We start from the raw sequence: 19351 nt of genomic DNA on the forward strand, positions 1-19351 counted from the left end.
TTAACACTTCCAACAAAATTCATCCGCGCTATAAGCACCATCGTGATCAGCATCAATAGCTTTTCGGCCATCAGAGAAATAACTCATTATGCCTTCTTTCATACTGCCTTGACCAACAGGACCAGATGCAACAGGCGTTGCACGGATCTCATACGTCCGTCCATTGCCACCAACCGCTTGAATGGTCAAATTGTAAATAGCTTCTGAGCCTGTATTCGATGGCGACTGATCATCATAAATCCAAGGAGCGCCAGTATCAGTCGGTGCGTCAGATGTGCCGGCAGCCCCAGCGTAGCTAAACGTTGTCGCGCGATGTTTTTCCATTGCAGTTGCGAGTGCCAGTAAATCAGCTTGAGCCTGAGCACGATAAGAGCTCTGTGCATGCCTAGTGTAACTCGGATAAATAACACCAGCCAAAATCCCAATTATTGACACGACAATAAGTAACTCGATTAGGGAAAATCCATTTTGGCATTTTAGTTTGTATGTCATCTATCATCCTTTGTTGTCGGTTCTATTTCTGTTGACCAAGAATTGGTATAGACCCGTTTCAATTTACTCTTAGCACCCGAAACCTTACTTGTAAGTTTCTTAAATATGTCACCCTCATCGTCAGCCGATTCAACAGTGTCAGCGCATTCTGTGCCGATACAAATTGTTGGCGCGTCAGGATCGGTAATAATTAATCGAGGCTCCGCTGGGATCCCAGACTTATCCAATACTGCAAATGAGTCATTATAATCAATCTTATTGTCATTATTTATATCTATCAACGCATTACCGTCGAGCAAATTAATAATATAGACTCTGCCTCCGCCCTGAGCAGCCGAACAAGAGTTTTCCTCTAAACCAGCTGAACTTGGGTCGTACGTTGAGAATATGAGTCGGCTATTGATAATCGACACCCCAGTGAGTACTTTTTCACCTTTAGTTAAATTGAATTCGTAACCATCAAATTCAGCTGAATCAGATAGATTTTGAGATTCCGGTGTAATTTGAACAATTGTAGAGATTTCAGGGAAGGTATAGCGTCCATCTTCTTTTATAAATACCCCTTTATCTTTAATCATCACAACGGAATCTTGCACTGTTTCATCTAACGGATGAGCTCGATAACCTGAACCTATTGATACCGCGTAATAATGGTCATGATCTTGCACTATTTCAGCAATGTCAGGTGAATTATAGAAACGACGTGTTTTTTCTATATTGGCATCTTCACTCGATGAATAAAGTAATTTACCCACGGCCAATTTTGACGTTGTCTGTCCGTTGTATAAGTCTACCCGGAATAGTTGTCCACCCATGTCACCGAAATAAAGATGATCAGCAAGACCATCAAAATCACGATCGATCACAGAAATCCGAGCAGGGACACCATATTTCATCTCTGAAATGACATAGTTAGCGTTTGTATTTGACGAAATCTCAAATAATTTTTGACCCGTTGACGCTTCAACGATAAACACAGAATTTCCTAAGGTATCTGGCGTTCGAATATTGACCGAGTCCTGTAACGGATCGTAACCACCACCAAAAATAAGAACTTTCTTGGTATCTTCACCAATTTTAATCGAAGATACTGTCGGTTTCGACCACGTCTGCCCTAAACGAGCATAGTCACCAGTGCCGCCTTCAATCGAATACTTATAGCGAGGAGATGTACGACTCGTAATATCTAAAACATGATAGCGATTACCACCGCGTCGCTGACCAACAATAATGTAAGTATTACCGTCTTCTGTCCATGAATTAATCGAACCATCCATACCATAGGTGCGAGTATTAAATACATTACCGTCTTGGAAATAGACAGGAATATTATCGATTAATTCTTCAGGTATAAATGCCCAATTCTCACGGCCTGAATCACCGTCAATTGACATTAGGTAACCTTCATTTGTACCAATAAATATAGCGGACTTGTCATCCGAGTAGCGATGAAACAAGGGTTCTGAATGCAGAGGATCAGACATTTCATAGCGAGGTTCATCCGTTTCACCATCGCCATCCTTGTCTTTCATATCATAGCCTAACATCCATTTAATTAAGGTTTTACGATAATCTTCATCGACTGTCAGCAAACCTAAATTACTCGCTGTGATACGTTCATCCTCTTCAGATAAAGGAGTTGAACTATTCGCCATATTAGAATAAATATTTCTTGCAACTCTTTGATTTGCAGAGACACCACCTCGACTAACAAATGTGCCACTTAACGAGCCGCTAGTTGCCCAAAAATCATGGGCATTGTCTTTAAAAAAGCCATCACTGGAAATCGCATTTTCTTCATTCTTATCTTGAACAACACTATCTATTAATTTGTATTTTTTAAGTTGCCCGGCCAATATTCAGAGCTTGTTGGATCAAATAAAGCGTAATAAATATCATTCGAATGAGTCAACCGATTAAACTGATTTACCGATATACCTGTAGTGCTACAAACGTGCTTGAACCTTTTTCGCTTCGACAAAAATAGACGTAAAAGCTGATGCTAATTCATTAGCAGTTTTACCAGAATAAAATGAACCAGAACCAGCGGCAGCTAAATCTTTTAGATATTGATCGTCAAAACCACTCGATTCAAAGCCAACGGTATAGGTAAAAACCTGCGCGTCATTATTAGAAACGCTACGCTCACTTGGCGGTGTTGCCATATATTCTGCAAGAGCTGTTGCACAATTTTCATTTTGACAAGTACTGCCGATAATACTACTTATATCGCCATCTCGGTCTGTTGCGTTAGGTTCACCATCACTAAACAATACCAAATAATTAGCTTGGCATTGCCCCAACTCGCCGCTGATTGGCGATATGTATTTTGCTTTATCAAGGTCTGCAATTTCTTGATTTCGACATTCAAATGATGTGAGTTGCTCAGTATTACAATTTGATGGTGTTGAAATTGATGAACCGGTAAACGTATCTGGATGGCTTAAACGCGCTAAACTTCTTACTTTGTCATAACGTCCGCGACTCCCACCATTAAATACATTTTTACCATTTAGATATAAATAAGCTTCATACATGGTATCTACAACTGGCGTTGTGCCCTCAGCAACAAACTCTTCTGTTAAACTTATTAACTTATCTCTTGCTGTATATTTATGTTCAGAACCATTAGGTGGGGTATAAACAATTCGCAGTTGTGGAGATTTTTGTTTTCGTGAAATACGAGCCGCCGCGTGGCTAAATACTTGAAATTGATCTGAACTTGCTTTGCTATCCGCTAAACCAAAAATTAGTATAGGATCACCACTTTCCCAATCAGCATCATCTACAATAGCTTGCACAATGACGGATAAATCAGGTGTATTCATTGGGTAATCTTCATTCAGCCAACCATCCGGCTTCCAACAAACAACTCCTGTTTTGTTACATTTTCTTTCGGTCGTATCAACACTCCCTGAGCTATTTAGATATAAGTCATCAAAGTCACTGCCATCGACAAACTCACTAGGGTCATCTGCTAACGAACCAAAATACGCAATTGTTATGGAGTCTTCAGATGAACTATATTCTGAGAAATATGTGATATGGGCACTATTTATTGTTGAACCGTGGGGAATATTAAAGTCAGTAAATCGCAGTGCATGGGCACGTTTATGATCATTATCGATTAAATATTCTCTTGAAAATTTGGTATCCAATGAGCCATTTTTTTGTGATATTGCAAAATCATAATCACCATTAAGTGACCGCACAACCTCATTACTAGGCCAAATAGCATCTATGTCTGTCGCCGGCATCAACACTGGGCCGCCATCATCATTAAAACGCATTAGCGAAACATTCACGCCAGAGATATTGTTTAACGCTAACTTTAGTGCTTCTTTAGACTTAAACATACGGCTGCTACTCGTGCCATCTGTAGCAGACATAGAGCCCGACGTATCAAAAATGAAAACGACATTAGGGTTTACTTCGACTGCTTCGTCTGAAATGCCGTAATAAATTTCTATGTCATCACCAAACGCGCTAAATGAAACGATTGATGAAACAAAACCTGTAATAATTAGGTCGCGTAATTTGCGCATTATCAATCTCCTGATTCTGTCGTTTGCCTAGATAAGACAAGTGTATTGGCAGCATTTACAACAGATCCAGATACATGGCCACACCCTTTAACAACAAAAACTTCCAAGATAGTTCGATTTCTAGCACCGTCGGTGTCGACAATACTAGAAACCAATCCTGAATTAGCGTCGGTTAAGTTCTTTAATCCAATATAAGCAGATTTAGACCACGCCCAAACTTCTGGACTTGCTCTCATTGCAGTCGTCCCTTCCATCACCGTATCGTCCTGTAATCCATTTGCGGTAACACTTCGCTCCGCCCAATTCGCATCAGCAATGTCATCACATGTTGGTAAATTGTTAAAATCCACCTGATTGTCGTCAGTGATCTGTCCTGAATTTCGCGCTTGTGTTAAAACGTCAAACAACTGGTTACCATTAACATCTTCTATCGTACCTGCCCTCAAGTTTGTTGAGGAACTTTCATGAACAATGCCCTCAATTGCCGCATCAGCGCCATCAAACGCTAATGATAAGGTATTTTGATTTGTCGCCATCTTAGTTTGCAAAACCCCTGAAGACACCGAACTCACACCAACAACAGTCATCGACGTTAATAGCACTAAGCTAATAACTAAAACGATGCCTTTTTGTAAACGATATTTCATAATTAACCTCCAGCGATCACATTATTCCATGCATTACGCATTAATATGACCGTCTCAAAAACTCGATACAAACCATCATCATCTGGTATAAATGCATCGTGTCCGAGTAATTTTAAGTTTCGAGTTTGACCAAGTGCGATCTCATCGTCATTTTTTATCAAAACAGCAATTTTTAAAGCAACGACCGGTATACTCCCATCTGCTTCTACAAATTCAGCGAGTCGGGCCGCGGTAACCCAAGACGTTACCATACCGGTTTCTGTATTTCCTATAGGCAAGCTGATGCCATACATAACTTGAAAATCATAAACATTTTCCATCAGTGTTACAGATTGACCATTGGCGCCATTTGCTTTTAATCCACGCAAGTAACGACCGTCATGTCCACGGCAACGAAGAGTATTATCTTCAGTGTAATATTCGTTTACGACGTGAAATTCAGCATCAACTGCAAAATCAAAATTAGAGCCTGTGCATGCTCTATTTGCCATGATATTTATGAACAATGTGTCAGGCGCTTCATCTGCCCCTCTTTTGAGCCAAGTGTCGGATCCACATCATAATCAGCTTCTAACACAATGGAATGAGCCCGAATATAGGTCGCTTCCATATCTACATCTATATTGCGGTCCAAGTTGGCAGAAAATTCATTATAACGACCAACAGGTAATAATGATTGCCTTAACGCCGAAATGATATACCGCCCATCCTGCTGAATATTAGACAAGGCATAATTATAGGTCAGTAGCTGATTATTACTTTGGTAAACCTTAACGAGTCCAGCTGTTATAATAAGTCCTAATGTCATTGAGATAAGCATCTCAACTAAGGTAAAACCGCTAACCTTAATATTGGACTTTAGCCTCATAATCCTTCCCCTAACAACAGATCCAAATGCACACACTCATATTCACCCGCAATTCCCTGTGAATCAAGTACAGTATTGCAAAGCTGGCTTTGTGCTCGGTCTAGATTTTTCCATATAGTGGCAGGCCAAGCGACATAGATTGTTAACATTGAATGGGGTGGGACCGGGTCGCCACTAGCGTCGGCAACCGCGCCGATGGCAGTAACTCCAACTTCCATATTATCCATAATGGCAGCAGCTTGGCAGCTTGTTTCATAGGCATCAAAAATAGCTGATTGATCGGCGGTGCAAAGCTCAGCATTTTCCGCGCCTTCATCTCGGCAACTAACAACGGCGGCCGGAATCGCTCGACAAAAACATTCAAACTCATTGCTGTCGCAGCTAGAAAGATTTCTAAAATTAAAGTTATTTAAATTGGTATAGGCATTATCAGTGGCGTCACGAACTGGTACTGTTTCATCGTCTCGGTTTTGGAACTGGCGGTTAATACGGATCCTATCCGCCAAACTTTCCGCAATAATGGTGGCTTGCGTTTTAACGTAGGCATCTTGATTAGAGGTAGACACAGTAAATTGCAGGCCAACTAGCCCTAAAATACCAATAGATATGACAAACAGTGAGATTAAAATTTCAATTAATCCCACACCATTTTGACCAGAAAACGTCGCTTTATTCAGTACTTTATTTTTCATATCCGTACTACCACTTAACTTTGGCGTAAGCCAATAAGTAAGTTTAGTTCCTTTCTAACTGTTTGCGTAGTTTTTAGCCTATCACTCTTTTTATTGCAATTCAGCAGGGACGGCAAAAACGATATTTTCTTTTTACTAGGATTTTCTAAGACGTGATTTGCACCTAACGCCTTCAACCTGTCTATAACACCTTTTACTAACACTTCCGGGGCCGATGCCCCAGCTGTAACACCAATACTTAAACATTCATCAATCCACGTCTCATTAATATTAGACGCATCATCGATTAGATAAGCTCGCGTACCAACTTTCTCAGCTAATTCTCTTAACCGATTTGAATTAGAGCTATTTTTCGCACCAACCACTAAAAGTAAATCTACCTTTTGTGCCAATTCACGAACCGCATCTTGCCTGTTCTGTGTGGCGTAACAAATGTCGTCTTTACGAGGGCCTTTTATCTTCGGAAATTTTTCTCTCAAAGCATCTATAACATCAGCCGTATCATCAACCGACAACGTTGTTTGAGAACAATAATACAACTCATCTGGATTTTTAACATTTAAATTAGCAACGTCAGAAGGTGATTCTACTAAATAAATCCCGCCTTCATCGCTGCTATATTGCCCCATTGTCCCTTCAACTTCAGGATGTCCTTCATGACCAATTAAAATACACTCAGTACCTTTTCTTGACGCTCGTGTGACTTCCATATGAACTTTAGTTACCAATGGGCAAGTTGCATCAAATACTTTAAGTCCACGTTGTTTTGCTTCATTTCTAACGGCTTGAGAAACACCATGCGCAGAGAAAATAACAATCGACTCGTCGGGTACTTCGTGTAGTTCATCAACAAATAACGCGCCTCGCTCTCGCAGGCCATTAACAACAAATTTATTGTGTACAACTTCATGACGAACATAAATTGGTGGCTGAAATATTTCAAGAGCACGCTCTACAATGGATATTGCACGGTCAACACCGGCACAAAAGCCTCTAGGATTTGCTAATAATATTTCCATTTCTCGCCTCTATTTTGTTGTAGTTGGTAATACGTCTAATATTTCGACATCAAACGTTAATACCTGACCTGCTAATGGGTGATTAAAATCAACTGTAACTGACTGACCTACGACTTCTCGTATCATGCCTTAGCAACTCGGCCCCATCTGGTTGCGTAAAAGCAACAATAGTTCCGACTTCAGCAGGAATATCTGAACCAAATTTATCTCGATCCAAATAGTAAATATTGTCTGGATTAGGCTCACCAAATGCTTCTTCAGGTTGTAAAGTAAAAGACTTTTCGTCACCTTTTTCCAAACCAATTAAACAAGCTTCAAAACCTGGTGTTAAGTTACCATCACCAATTGTTAACTTAGCGGGTTTGTTATTTACTTTAGTACTATCGGCAACCGAGTCATCTGACAGTTTGATTGAAAAATGGAAAACCACTTCATGACCAGTTTCAATTTTCATTTTTACACTTCCTAATTTGGTATTTTTTGCTGTTGTCGTCTTTTTTGACTGATTAAAGTCAATAAAGGCTTCAAGAATTAACAACGCTGCACCGCAACTAATCGCAACATCTGCAATATTAAATGCAGGAAAGTGCCAACTGTCATAATAAAAATGGAGAAAATCGACGACATAACCATACATCATTCGATCTGCCACATTGCCTATAGCCCCACCTAAAATAAGGGCATAAGCTGTCAATAACAATTTTTGTTTTATAGGTGTTTTTGCCATCCAAAATGTCAATAAAACACTAATAACAATCGCTATAATAGTGAAAAACCAACGCTGCCAACCACCCGCGTCGCTTAAAAAGCTAAACGCTGCTCCGTGATTTCTGACATACGTGATGTCAAAAACCGGCAGAACATTAATATCTTGATAAAGTGCTAAGTTATTAATAATCCAAATTTTGGTGCCTTGATCAAAAAGCACCACAACAAGGCTTAACAACAAAAACAGTAATCCGGGAAACTTGTTTAATAACTTCATTAAGCAAATTTCCTAAACTCACCCGCACCGGTCACGTTCTCAACGCAACGGCCACATAAATCGGCGTGTTCCGGATGAATACCAACGGTAACTGAATGATGCCAACAACGCTCACACTTTTGTTCCGTGCTCGCTTTAATGCCAATAAATAAGCCGCTGATTTCTGACTCAAATGCCGTATCTGGTTTGTCAGTTAATGGTGCTAAGTTCACTACAGAGGTGATTAAGACAAATCGCAATTCATCTTCAAGTGTTTGTAATGTATTTAATAATTCATCTGATACATACAAAGTTAACTCAGCCTCTAGCGATGCGCCCAACAATTTATCTTTTTTGGCAATCTCAAGCGCACGGTTTACTTGTTCTTTAACCGATAATACGGTTGACCAATATTTATCACCTAACTCACCTTGGGCTGAGTATTGTTCTATGCCATCGTACCATACGTCAGTAAAGACAAACTCGTCGCGCTCTCCTAGTAAAGTATCCCAGATTTCCTGAGCGGTAAACGACAATACAGGAGCCATCCAGCGAGTCATCGCTTCGGCAATAAGATACAGCGCGGTTTGACATGAACGACGAGCTGTTGAATCCGCTTTAGCGGTGTATTGACGGTCTTTAATAACATCAAGATAAAAACTGCCTAAATCTACTGAGCAGAAGTTCATCAGCTTTTGCATAACAACATGGAACTGATATTTATCGTAAGCCTGTATAATCTCTTGCTGCAAACGTGCCGCTTTACTTACGATCCAACGATCCAACGCAACCATTTCATTCACGTCAACAATATCTTGTTTCGGGTCAAAACCATTTAAGTTTGCAAGTAAAAATCGAGAGGTATTTCTTACACGGCGATACGTATCTGCGGCGCGCTTAAATATTTCGTCTGATACCGTCATTTCACCTGTATAGTCCGCCGAGGCTACCCACAAACGTAGAATGTCCGCACCGTATTTACCCGTTACATCTTTTGGTGAAACCACATTGCCTAATGATTTAGACATCTTGTGACCATTTTTATCGACAGTAAATCCATGGGTCAATACTTGTTTATAAGGTGCAACATCATTCATCGCAACAGACGTCATTAATGACGACATAAACCAACCACGATGTTGGTCAGAACCTTCTAAATATAAGTCAGCAGCTTGTTCAAATTCCTCACGGGCATCAACCACAAAGTGATGGGTAACACCTGAGTCAAACCAGACATCCAAAGTATCTTGTACTTTACGGTATTGATCTGATTCTGCACCTAACAATTCAGCTTGGTCGAGATCCCACCATGCTTGAATACCGTCTTTTTCGACTGCCAGTGCGACTTTTTCCATCAACGCTGGGCTATCTGGATGAAGTGCATCGGTTTCATTATGGATAAATAATGGAATTGGCACACCCTAGGTTCTTTGGCGTGAGATACACCAGTCTGGACGGCCTTCAACCATCCCTTCAATGCGGCCTTGACCCCATTCTGGTAACCACTGAACTTGTTTAATTTGTTCGATTGACTTACCGCGCAGTCCAGCTTGATCCATGCTGATAAACCATTGCGGCGTAGCGCGGAAAATAATTGGCGTTTTGTGACGCCAACAATGTGGGTAACTGTGTTCAAATGACACATGTTTTAATAACGTATTGGTTTCTTCTAATTTTGCGACAACGGAGGCATTCGCCTTAAACACATGCTGTCCTGCAAAAAATTCAGTACCTTCAACATAAACACCATTCGGTCCTACTGGATTTGCAACTTCAAGTCCATATTGTAAACCCACGGTGAAATCTTCTTGACCATGGTAAGGCGCGGTATGCACACATCCCGTACCAGCGTCAGTTGTAACGTGATCACCTAATACTACTGGAACATGAAAATCATAGAACGGATGTTGCACCTGAACATTCTCTAAAGAGTCACCTTTAGCAAAACCAAGAGCATGATATTTAGTGAAGCCCCAACGGTCCATGACATCTGTAAGCAGTGAAGCGGCAACAACCAATCTAAATTTGTTTTGTTCATCGTCTTCAACTTGTACAAGAACATATTCAACGTCAGCAGCAAGTGCAATAGCTCTGTTTGCTGGTAATGTCCAAGGTGTTGTGGTCCAGATTACAAATGACACGTCACCTTCACCCTGAAGATGATCTGGGTGTTCAAACATTGCAACAACAGCGTCGGTGTCGACTGCATTAAATTTAACATCGATCGCCGGTGACGCTTTATCTTTGTACTCAACTTCAGCTTCTGCTAATGCAGAACCACAATCGGTACACCAATGCACAGGTTTTGAACCTTTTTGCAAATGACCATTATCGATGATTTTACTTAATGCTCGGATAATATTAGCTTCCGAACTGAAATCCATCGTTTTATAAGGATTATTCCAATCACCTAAAACACCTAAGCGTTTAAACCCTTCCATTTGCCCATCGATTTGACGTTGCGCATAAGCACGGCATTTTTCACGGAATTCTGCAGCTGTGACTTTTTTACCTGACTTACCAACTTTCTTTTCAACCATTAATTCAATTGGTAATCCGTGGCAATCCCAACTAAGGAACATAAGGCGAATTTAAATCAGACATTGTTTTAGACTTAACAATAATGTCTTTTAAGATTTTATTTACTGAGTGACCTAAGTGAATATCGCCGTTTGCGTACGGGGGCCGTCATGCAAAATAAAACTCTTTTTGCCTTTTTTCGCTTCGCGGATCTTTTTATATAGCTCTTTTTCTTGCCACAGCTTCAACATTTGAGGTTCACGTTGGGCTAAATTTCCACGCATTGGAAATGCAGTTTCAGGCAGATTAAGCGTATGCTTATAGTCACTCATGATCGGTTCCGTATTATTTACTGCTTATTAGACCTTTAAGGGTCTAATCTATTAAAAATTTGCGCTTGGCTGTTGAAACGTCCAACGATATTTGCGCGATTAATTCATCTAACGAGTCGAACTTTTTTCGTCTCGAATTTTAAAAACAGGGGTAATTTGTAACCTCTGTCCGTATATTTGTTCATCGAAGTCAAATAAGTGAACTTCTAATAATGGTTTAATTCCATTTAACGTTGGTTTATTGCCAATATTGGCAACACCTAAAATCTCTTTGTTTCCGAGCAACGCTTTAACACCAAACACGCCACGGATAGGAAGTACAGCTCGTTTAACTGCAATATTTGCAGTGGGAAAACCAAACTTACGACCATTCTTCTGGCCGTGAATCACTCGTCCTTGAAACCCAAACGCCGCCCCTAACAATTCAGACGCGCCGGAAAAGTCACTTGCTAACAACCTATTACGCACTTCCGTACTGCTGGCACGTTTATTACTAAATTTAAAGGTTTGGCTATCATCAACCGAAAAACCGAGTTCTGAAGCCATAGACTTCAATAACGTAAAGTCGCCTGTTCTTTTTTGACCAAACCTGAAGTCATCCCCAACAATAACGTGTTTAACACCCAGTTTATCAACTAACAAGTTAGCGACAAATTGCTCAGCAGTCATATCTGCAAAAGTCGAGCAAAAGCGGATGCAAATCAACCTATCGATTCCTAGAGACTTTAGCTTTTTATATTTTTCTCTAAACGTCAGTACACGAGCCGCGGCTTTATCCTGCAAAAACACTTCTTGTGGCTGAGGTTCAAAAATCATGACAGCCGAAGGCACATTGTGTTGCTTAGCTACTTTTTTCAGTTTGTCGATGACGTATTGATGGCCGATATGGACACCGTCAAAATTGCCAATCGTTAAGACGCAATTTTTATGATGTTCTGACAAATTAATTAAGCCCCGAACTAACTCCATCACCCACACTTCATAAGTTAAAAAACCGACGAATTATAACGGTATTCAACGGGTAATTACTAGCGTAGACAACGTAAATGAAGCAATTGTTTTTTAATATATCTAATTTTATTTTGATAATTCAAAAATGTGCCATTGATGTTAAGAAATTAGACTGTCACTTTTTAGATGTCTGATCCGTAAGCCCAGAAAAAACAAGACTAAAAAGTAACCAAACATAGCACATAAAACGAGTAACATCATGACACCAATGCTCGTCATAAAATGCATATCAGGGTGCCACCACATTTGGTAGAGGAGATATAAAACAACCGACATGACAATGGTCGCAACAATCAATTTAACCACCCAAACCAAAGTATATCGGCTAATGGTATACACGCCCTGTGCAGCTAATCCACGATATAACAATACAGCATTTAACGTTGCTGACATTGCGGTTGCAATCGCTAGGCCCACATAGCCATAAAATGGTGCCAACATAAAGTTAAAAACTATGTTGGCAATCATTGAAATGATACCAATTCTAACCGGCGTTTTAGTGTCTTGTCTGGCAAAGTACCCAGGGGCTAATACTTTTACTGACATATAACTCAGTAACCCCGAACCATAAGCTAATACGGCCCAATAGACTTGTTGGGCGTCAAACACTTTAAACTCACCATGGACATATAAAACATCAATAATTAGTGGGCCTAAAACCATTAACCCCGCCATGGCAGGAAACGCCATAAGCAAAACAAAGCGCAATGCCCAATCCATCGTCGCCTGAAATTGTTGAGGATCACCTGTTGTGTGCAGCCTAGATAGACTTGGCAAAATGACAGTTGCGATCCCAATTCCAAATAACCCAAGAGGGAACTCAATTAACCGGTCGGCATAATACAGCCAACTTATTGAACCGGTGATTAAAAAGGACGCAATGACTGTATCAACCAAAGCATTTAACTGATGAACTGAGACGCCTAATATCGCCGGCAACATTAACAATCTGATGCGTTTAACGTAGGGATCATTCCACCCCCACTGCGGCTTCACTAACAACCCAGAACGGTACATAAATGGCAACTGAAATAGAAACTGTGTCAATCCGCCAAAAAGACACCTATTGCCAATGCAAACGCGGGATCAGACACGTGATCCTTTAGTAATATGGCGCAAACAATAATTGCAATGTTCAAAAAGACCGGCGTAAATGCCGCTACGGCAAACCGATTATAGGTGTTAAGTACCGCGCCAGAAAGTGCAACAAAGGTAATAAAAAACAGGTAAGGAAAGGTGATTTTTAATAATAGCGACGCCATTTCAAACTTTTCACCGTCACCATTTAACGAGTCAATAAACCAACCCGTACCGAATACCATTACGATTATCGGTGAGGCGATAACCGCGAATAGGGTAATAAAAGTAACAATGACACCTAAGGTACCTGCGACTTTAGCAACTAATACGCGAACTTCGTCATCGCCATGTTGTTCTTTTACTTCTGTTAAAACGGGGACAAATGCTTGCGGCAAAGGCCCCTTCGGCAAATAAACGGCGTAAGAAATTCGGGATCCGGTTGGCAAACAAGTAAACGTCAGCATTAACACCTGCACCTACTAATGTTGCAATCACAACATCACGAACTAAACCTAATACCCTAGAAATGAGCGTCATTAATGAAACAATGAGGCCAGATTTTAATAATGCCAAACGCTTAATCCTTGTTGTTCTTATTTAAATCATTACAATCGCACAGCGCCGTGAATTATACATAGTTTTCCTGTAGGACAGAATTGTTTAAATAAACTCAAAAGGGTTTGACAACAGGGATAGAAACAGGCAAAATTCGCGGCCTTAAAAACCGGTTAAATCGAATTTATATTTTTAGGAGTCAGTCTTGGCTAACATTAAGTCTGCTAAAAAACGTGTTATAACTTCTGAGAAGTCTCGCCAACACAATGCGAGTCGTCGTTCTATGATGCGTACGTACATGAAAAGAGTTGTTGCAGCTATTGAAGCTGGTCAGAAAGAAACTGCAGTTGAAGCATTCACAGCTTTAGTTCCAGTTTTAGATCGTTATGCAACTAAAGGTCTTATTCACAAAAACAAAGCTGCTCGTCATAAGAGCCGCTTTAATGCTCAAATTAAAGCTCTTTAAATAAAGACTTTTAATTTTCGCAATTTTGTGAATTTTAAAAATCCGGAATGGTTCGCCACTCCGGATTTTTTGTGTCTGTAATTCAGCCAATCAATGTTTAAAAGCGCCGTTAATCCGTCACGATAGGTGATAAACCCTTTTCAGAAAAATGATTTATCACTGTAACCTGTCCGCGTTTTTACAACAATGCAATCAATTACAATTCAATAAACCATCGCTATGTTTAAGCCAGCCGCTACTAACATCATAGTATATGTCAGGATCCCGCCGACAAAACGTGGAACCGAAGTCCCTGCACTTTTACCTAACCCCAGCGCATGAAACAAGCGACCAATTAGCAAACTTAATCCCAATAAGTGCATTAGCCAACTTTCAGTTTGATTTAATTCAAGTAGCAACATTAATAACAGTGCTAATGGCACATATTCCGCAAAGTTGCCGTGTACTCGAATAGCACGATGAAGTTCATTTTGCTTGCCATGACCAATACCCACTTGGTATTTACGTCGCATTAAAATGATCCGAAATGACAGCACTACGTACACAAATGCCAGTAATCCCGCGTAAAACGATGTAAATTGAATAAGCTCCAACTGCATAAAATGTCCAAATTAGTTATTTAAAAATTGATGATCTAAGATAAACGAATAACGTTATTGTTGGAATCTATAAACAAATACATTCCAACTTTCTTATCATATCTGATTAATCTCTATATCGCCTCTCTACTACGACAAGAAACAATTTAGCTAACCACTAAATTTGTCACTGAATCGCTCCAGTTGAAATAGTTAATAAAAACTAAAGCCAACTGGGTAGCTATGTAGTCCGTCAAAATCACCTTTACTCAAAGCAACACCATGACTGCGGGCAATTGCATAAGCCATACTCGAATGGAAGTAACAATTTGGTAGGATATATTTGAGAACAAAATCTAATGGCGGTAATGAAATTTCGGAAAAACCTGCTTTTTCTGAAATATCACTCTGTAACTCCCAACCTAGCGGTAACTCCTCAACGGACAAGGCCAACATGCAATGGTCAATTTTTTCAAAGCACATTTGTTTTCCTATTCCGTTTAGAGCTAAATCGGCAACCGGTTTACCGACTAAAGGCAACATACCACGTAAAGTAAAATTAGCTGCAATTTGAACTTGTGCACCTAAAGGCGCCATGTCAGGGGCAAGTGATTGTTCAAACAAGGGGCAGGTATCTTAGAAACAACAGATTTTAGATTCACCAATACATTAATTAATATCGATTTAACGTCCATATACAATTCCTGCAAAGCTACATTATTAAATATTTACCATCAAAAAGCCCGCATAAAATGCAGGCTTTTCATATTAAACAACAGTGTTATTAACCAAGGATGTTAGCTAACTCAGCGCTTACCGCATCAACGTCTTGTGTCCCGTCGATTGTCGCAAACTTAGTGTTTCCAGCGTCTGCTTCTGCTTTGTAATACGCTACTAACGGTTGAGTTTGCTCATGATAAACACCTAAGCGCTTACGTACGGTTTCAACTTCATCGTCAGGGCGGATGACTAAATCATCACCAGTTTCGTTATCTTTACCTTCGACTTTTGGCGGGTTATATACCAAGTGGTATACACGGCCAGAACTAGGATGAACTCGACGACCACTCATACGGTTAACGATAACCTCATCTGGTACATCAAACTCAAGACAATAATCAACAGCTACGCCGTTTTCTTTCATTGCATCGGCTTGCGGAATAGTACGAGGGAAACCATCTAACAAAAAACCATTTTCACAATCGGCTTTTGAAATGCGCTCTTTAACTAATCCAATAATAAGATCGTCAGACACTAGCTGTCCCGCATCCATTACTTTTTTAGCTTCAAGCCCCAACTCAGTGCCTTCTTTTATTGCAGCACGCAACATGTCACCCGTAGAAATTTGCGGGATACCATATTTATTCATTAAGAATTGTGCTTGTGTCCCCTTACCAGCGCCCGGTGCGCCTAACAGAATAATCCGCATGGAATTTAACCTCAGATAAAATTAAGAAACTTTTATATTGCGCGCATATTGTCATATTCCAAAACCGATAACAACCCACCCCCCTATGGGTTTAGACCAAAGTCGAATGAATATTAAGCCATTGATTATATTTTTTCGAACGGTCTTTAAACCTTGAGCTATAAAGCATGAGTAAATAAATTTGACGCTAGGCGTTAGTAATATTCACGGTTCCCTGTCTCTGTATGGCAATTTAAATTGACGCTATCCGTCTAACTTTTTCACACAAAAGCACAGTGACTCAATTTATAATGAAATAGTTTTAGGATTTAACAGTTTGGTAATAATCGTGAAAAACATAGATCTTGTTTACGTTTAAATATGAAAAATAAATAGGTTTCTTACCAAAATTTCAACCAGTCAAAAATCTAATAGAAATCCGTCATTCGAAATAGGTTTTGCTCTAAAATGCCTTTACGTGTTGTTGCTTTAAATACCAAAGTTGCAATAAAAAAGGGAGCCTAAGCTCCCTTCCCTAATTTAATATTGGCATTATTTAGTTAATGACAACATTAGGCTATTCATTCGTTTTACAAAAGTACTTGGGTCACTAATAGTGCCACGCTCTGCAAGTGTTGCTTGGTCTAATAACACTTCAACCCACTGCTTAAACTGCGCTTCATCCTGCACTTGGTCAATATGTTTCACTAATTCGTGTTCCATATTCACTTCAAATACTGGTTTAACGTCTGGCACAGGCTGTCCCATTTGTTTCATCAAATCAATCATTTGAGGGCTCATATCTGAGTTCCCTGTAACGATACACGCCGGTGAATCTGTTAAGCGATGTGAAACCTTAACTTCTTTAACTCGGTCGCTGATAACGCCTTGGAAACGCTCAATTGAAGTCGCAAATTCTTTATCTGCATCTTCCTGCGCTTTTTCGCTTCTTCGTCTTCTAAGTCACCTAAATCAAGATCACCGCGAGTGACTGAAACAAGCTGTTTACCATCAAATTCAGTTAAGTGAGACATCAACCACTCGTCAATGCGGTCATACATAAGTACAACTTCAATGCCTTTCTTACGGAATATTTCAAGTGCTGGGTTATTCGCAGCTGCTTCGTATGTGTCCGCAACTAAGTAATAAATCTTGTCTTGGCCTTCTTTTGCACGCTCAAGGTATTCTGGGAAAGAAACACTTTGAGTCCCATCTTCATTATGAGTAGATGCAAAACGCAATAATTTGGCGATTGCTTCTTTGTTCCCCATATCCTCAGCCGGACCTTCTTTCAGAACCTGACCAAATTCATCCCAAAACATTTGATAATTTTCTTTATCATTTTTACCCATGCGATCTAACATTTTCAAAACGCGAGTAGTACAACCCTTACGTAACGTCTGGGTAACTTTGTTGTCTTGTAAAATTTCGCGCGATACGTTTAATGGCAAATCATTTGAGTCAACTAGACCCTTTACAAAACGTAAGTACGTTGGCATAAACTGCTCAGCGTCATCCATGATAAATACACGTTGAACGTATAATTTAAGACCACGTTGTTTATCACGATTCCACAAATCGAATGGGGCTTTTTTAGGAATATAAAGTAATGAAGTATATTCGCTCTTACCTTCAACTTTATTATGAGCCCACGTTAGCGGGTCTTCAAAGTCATGACTGATATGTTTGTAAAACTCTTGATACTCAGCGTCTTCAAGCTCTGATTTATCGCGAGTCCAAAGCGCATCCGCTTTGTTGATAACTTCCCATTCACCCTCAACCGCTTCAATTTTTTCGCCATCTTCACCTTCAGATTCAGGCGTACCTTCTTTCCACATCTCAACCGGTGTTGCGATATGATCAGAGTATTTTTTAATGATAGAACGAAGTTTAAAGTCGCTAGCAAATTCTTTTTCTTCGTCGCTTAGGAAAAGCGTAATTTCAGTACCGCGAGTCGATTTTTCAATTTGTTCAATTGTATAATCGCCTTCGCCTTCACTTGTCCATTCAACCCCTTGAGATACATCGTCACCAGCTTTACGAGAACGTACAACAACTTTTTTAGCTACGATAAATGCAGAGTAGAAACCAACACCAAATTGACCAATCAATTGTGAATCTTTCGCTTGGTCACCAGTCAGGTTTTTGAAGAAGTCTGCGGTGCCAGATTTAGCAATCGTACCTAAATGCTCTGTCGCATCGTCAGCATTCATACCAATGCCGTTATCTTCTATCGTTACCGTGTTCTTTTCTTCATCAAAAGATACGCGAATTTTCAATTCACCGTCATTTTCATACAACGCGTTATTTGAAAGTGCTGCAAAACGAAGTTTGTCAGATGCATCCGCCGCGTTTGAAATAAGTTCACGTAAGAAGATCTCTTTATTTGAATATAAAGAGTGGATCATCAGTTGTAATAGTTGTTTTACTTCGGTTTGAAAACCGTGGGTTTGTTTACCTTGAGTGGCCGCTTCCGACATGGTCAAGTCTCCTGTTTGCTTGTACAAATAAAATTAACTGGAGTGTAAATAGGTACAAAAGGAGATAATTCAAGGGTATTGGAAAACTTTAACCAACCTAAATTTAAATCAAAGGCTGGTTAATGTTGATATTCTATACAGTAATTAAAGTAATTGACGTCCCATCAAAGCATGACTAATGGTTGTGTTGTCGACCATTTCAAGTTCACCGCCAACCGGTATCCCATGAGCGATACGGCTTATCGGCAAATTAAGACCACGACAAATATCCACAATAAAATGTGCGGTTGCTTCTCCCTCAACACTCGGATTCAATGCCAAAATCACTTCTTTGTATCCATGTGTCTCAAGTTGTTTTTGTAATTCAAATAGCCCCAACTCTGACGGCCCAACCCCATCAATTGGCGATAAACAGCCATGTAAAACAAAATAACGTCCAGAATATTGACCACTTTGCTCTACGGCTAACAAGTTCGCTGCTGTTTCAACAACACAAATTGATTCTGCTTCTAGTCGTTTGGGATTATTACAGAGCTCGCATATATCATGCTCCGTATAATCGCGACATGACTGACATTGACCAATATCAACCATTGCTTTCGCTAACGTTTGGGCTAAATCGGCACCGGCCTGTCTTTTACGTTGTAAAAGATGATAAGCCATTCTTTGGGCCGTTTTATTACCAACGCCAAGG

The 19351-nt window shown here is 40.0% G+C and carries 12 protein-coding genes and 7 pseudogenes; 1 reads left to right on the forward strand and 18 read right to left on the reverse strand.

The genetic code is table 11. The features are described from left to right. The 13 genes and pseudogenes from PN838_RS05795 to murJ all read right to left on the reverse strand — a co-directional run bounded on the left by PN838_RS05795 (window position 1) and on the right by murJ (window position 13707). Window positions 1–492, reverse strand: a complete 492-nt coding sequence (locus PN838_RS05795) for a type IV pilin protein (RefSeq protein ID WP_215962232.1) — start codon at window positions 490–492, stop codon at window positions 1–3. Further along, window positions 489–2348, reverse strand: a complete 1860-nt coding sequence (locus PN838_RS05800; protein ID WP_272180001.1) for a pilus assembly protein — start codon at window positions 2346–2348, stop codon at window positions 489–491. The genes PN838_RS05795 and PN838_RS05800 overlap by 4 nt, the downstream gene beginning before the upstream one ends. A 90-nt stretch (window positions 2349–2438) precedes the next feature. After that, the gene (locus PN838_RS05805) at window positions 2439–4037 is read right to left on the reverse strand and encodes a vWA domain-containing protein (RefSeq protein WP_272180002.1); all 1599 of its coding nucleotides are present in this window, start codon (window positions 4035–4037) and stop codon (window positions 2439–2441) included. A 2-nt stretch (window positions 4038–4039) separates the two neighbouring features. Continuing rightward, window positions 4040–4684 (reverse strand): pilus assembly PilX family protein, encoded by a 645-nt coding sequence (locus tag PN838_RS05810; RefSeq protein ID WP_215962234.1) that lies wholly within the window; start codon window positions 4682–4684, stop codon window positions 4040–4042. A gap of 2 nt (window positions 4685–4686) precedes the next feature. Beyond that, on the reverse strand, window positions 4687–5190 hold the full coding sequence (locus tag PN838_RS05815; protein ID WP_272180003.1) for a PilW family protein: 504 nt from the start codon (window positions 5188–5190) through the stop codon (window positions 4687–4689). Then, window positions 5181–5552 carry a PilW family protein gene (locus PN838_RS05820; RefSeq protein WP_272180004.1) on the reverse strand — a complete coding sequence of 124 codons (372 nt, stop codon included), beginning with the start codon at window positions 5550–5552 and terminating at the stop codon, window positions 5181–5183. The genes PN838_RS05815 and PN838_RS05820 overlap by 10 nt, the downstream gene beginning before the upstream one ends. Beyond that, window positions 5549–6244 (reverse strand): type IV pilus modification protein PilV, encoded by a 696-nt coding sequence (pilV, locus tag PN838_RS05825; RefSeq protein WP_215962235.1) that lies wholly within the window; start codon window positions 6242–6244, stop codon window positions 5549–5551. Before pilV ends, PN838_RS05820 begins: the two co-directional genes overlap by 4 nt. Before the next feature lie 90 nt (window positions 6245–6334). Next, window positions 6335–7263 (reverse strand): annotated as a pseudogene (ispH, locus tag PN838_RS05830) (4-hydroxy-3-methylbut-2-enyl diphosphate reductase). A gap of 9 nt (window positions 7264–7272) precedes the next feature. After that, a pseudogene (gene fkpB / locus PN838_RS05835) lies at window positions 7273–7717 on the reverse strand (FKBP-type peptidyl-prolyl cis-trans isomerase). A gap of 51 nt (window positions 7718–7768) precedes the next feature. Further along, a pseudogene (lspA, locus tag PN838_RS05840) lies at window positions 7769–8248 on the reverse strand (signal peptidase II); the annotation flags it as partial. Beyond that, window positions 8248–11079 (reverse strand): annotated as a pseudogene (gene ileS / locus PN838_RS05845) (isoleucine--tRNA ligase). The pseudogenes lspA and ileS, both read right to left, overlap by 1 nt. A 43-nt stretch (window positions 11080–11122) precedes the next feature. Then, a pseudogene (gene ribF, locus PN838_RS05850) lies at window positions 11123–12048 on the reverse strand (bifunctional riboflavin kinase/FAD synthetase). 141 nt (window positions 12049–12189) lie between these two features. Next, window positions 12190–13707, reverse strand: a pseudogene (gene murJ, locus PN838_RS05855) (murein biosynthesis integral membrane protein MurJ). 223 nt (window positions 13708–13930) lie between these two features. Between murJ and rpsT the strand changes: the two are divergent. Beyond that, window positions 13931–14191: a 30S ribosomal protein S20 gene (rpsT, locus tag PN838_RS05860; protein ID WP_215962241.1), complete on the forward strand. Its 261-nt coding sequence runs from the start codon at window positions 13931–13933 to the stop codon at window positions 14189–14191. A gap of 203 nt (window positions 14192–14394) precedes the next feature. Here rpsT and PN838_RS05865 read toward each other — a convergent pair whose 3' ends face one another. The 5 genes and pseudogenes from PN838_RS05865 to recR all read right to left on the reverse strand — a co-directional run bounded on the left by PN838_RS05865 (window position 14395) and on the right by recR (window position 19320). Further along, window positions 14395–14790, reverse strand: a complete 396-nt coding sequence (locus PN838_RS05865) for an MAPEG family protein (RefSeq protein ID WP_215962242.1) — start codon at window positions 14788–14790, stop codon at window positions 14395–14397. 192 nt (window positions 14791–14982) lie between these two features. Continuing rightward, window positions 14983–15393: a DUF1993 family protein gene (locus PN838_RS05870; protein ID WP_272180005.1), complete on the reverse strand. Its 411-nt coding sequence runs from the start codon at window positions 15391–15393 to the stop codon at window positions 14983–14985. 160 nt (window positions 15394–15553) lie between these two features. Then, window positions 15554–16198: an adenylate kinase gene (gene adk / locus PN838_RS05875; protein WP_272180006.1), complete on the reverse strand. Its 645-nt coding sequence runs from the start codon at window positions 16196–16198 to the stop codon at window positions 15554–15556. A 531-nt stretch (window positions 16199–16729) separates the two neighbouring features. Next, window positions 16730–18657 (reverse strand): annotated as a pseudogene (gene htpG, locus PN838_RS05880) (molecular chaperone HtpG). A gap of 144 nt (window positions 18658–18801) precedes the next feature. Then, window positions 18802–19320, reverse strand: coding sequence for a recombination mediator RecR (gene recR, locus PN838_RS05885; RefSeq protein ID WP_334313291.1), 519 nt, complete (start codon window positions 19318–19320; stop codon window positions 18802–18804). Between the last annotated feature and the right edge of the window lie 31 nt (window positions 19321–19351).

This window comes from Psychrosphaera algicola (genome assembly GCF_028401425.1).
Taxonomy (GTDB): domain Bacteria; phylum Pseudomonadota; class Gammaproteobacteria; order Enterobacterales; family Alteromonadaceae; genus Psychrosphaera; species Psychrosphaera algicola.

Bases quoted from the DNA above. Each gene is read 5' to 3' on its own strand.
- PN838_RS05795 (WP_215962232.1), bottom strand. From the start codon at position 492: ATGACATACAAACTAAAATGCCAAAATGGATTTTCCCTAATCGAGTTA.
- PN838_RS05805 (WP_272180002.1), bottom strand. From the start codon at position 4,037: ATGCGCAAATTACGCGACCTAATTATTACAGGTTTTGTTTCATCAATC.
- PN838_RS05810 (WP_215962234.1), bottom strand. From the start codon at position 4,684: ATGAAATATCGTTTACAAAAAGGCATCGTTTTAGTTATTAGCTTAGTG.
- PN838_RS05820 (WP_272180004.1), bottom strand. From the start codon at position 5,552: ATGAGGCTAAAGTCCAATATTAAGGTTAGCGGTTTTACCTTAGTTGAG.
- pilV (WP_215962235.1), bottom strand. From the start codon at position 6,244: ATGAAAAATAAAGTACTGAATAAAGCGACGTTTTCTGGTCAAAATGGT.
- PN838_RS05865 (WP_215962242.1), bottom strand. From the start codon at position 14,790: ATGCAGTTGGAGCTTATTCAATTTACATCGTTTTACGCGGGATTACTG.
- adk (WP_272180006.1), bottom strand. From the start codon at position 16,198: ATGCGGATTATTCTGTTAGGCGCACCGGGCGCTGGTAAGGGGACACAA.
- recR (WP_334313291.1), bottom strand. From the start codon at position 19,320: ATGGCTTATCATCTTTTACAACGTAAAAGACAGGCCGGTGCCGATTTA.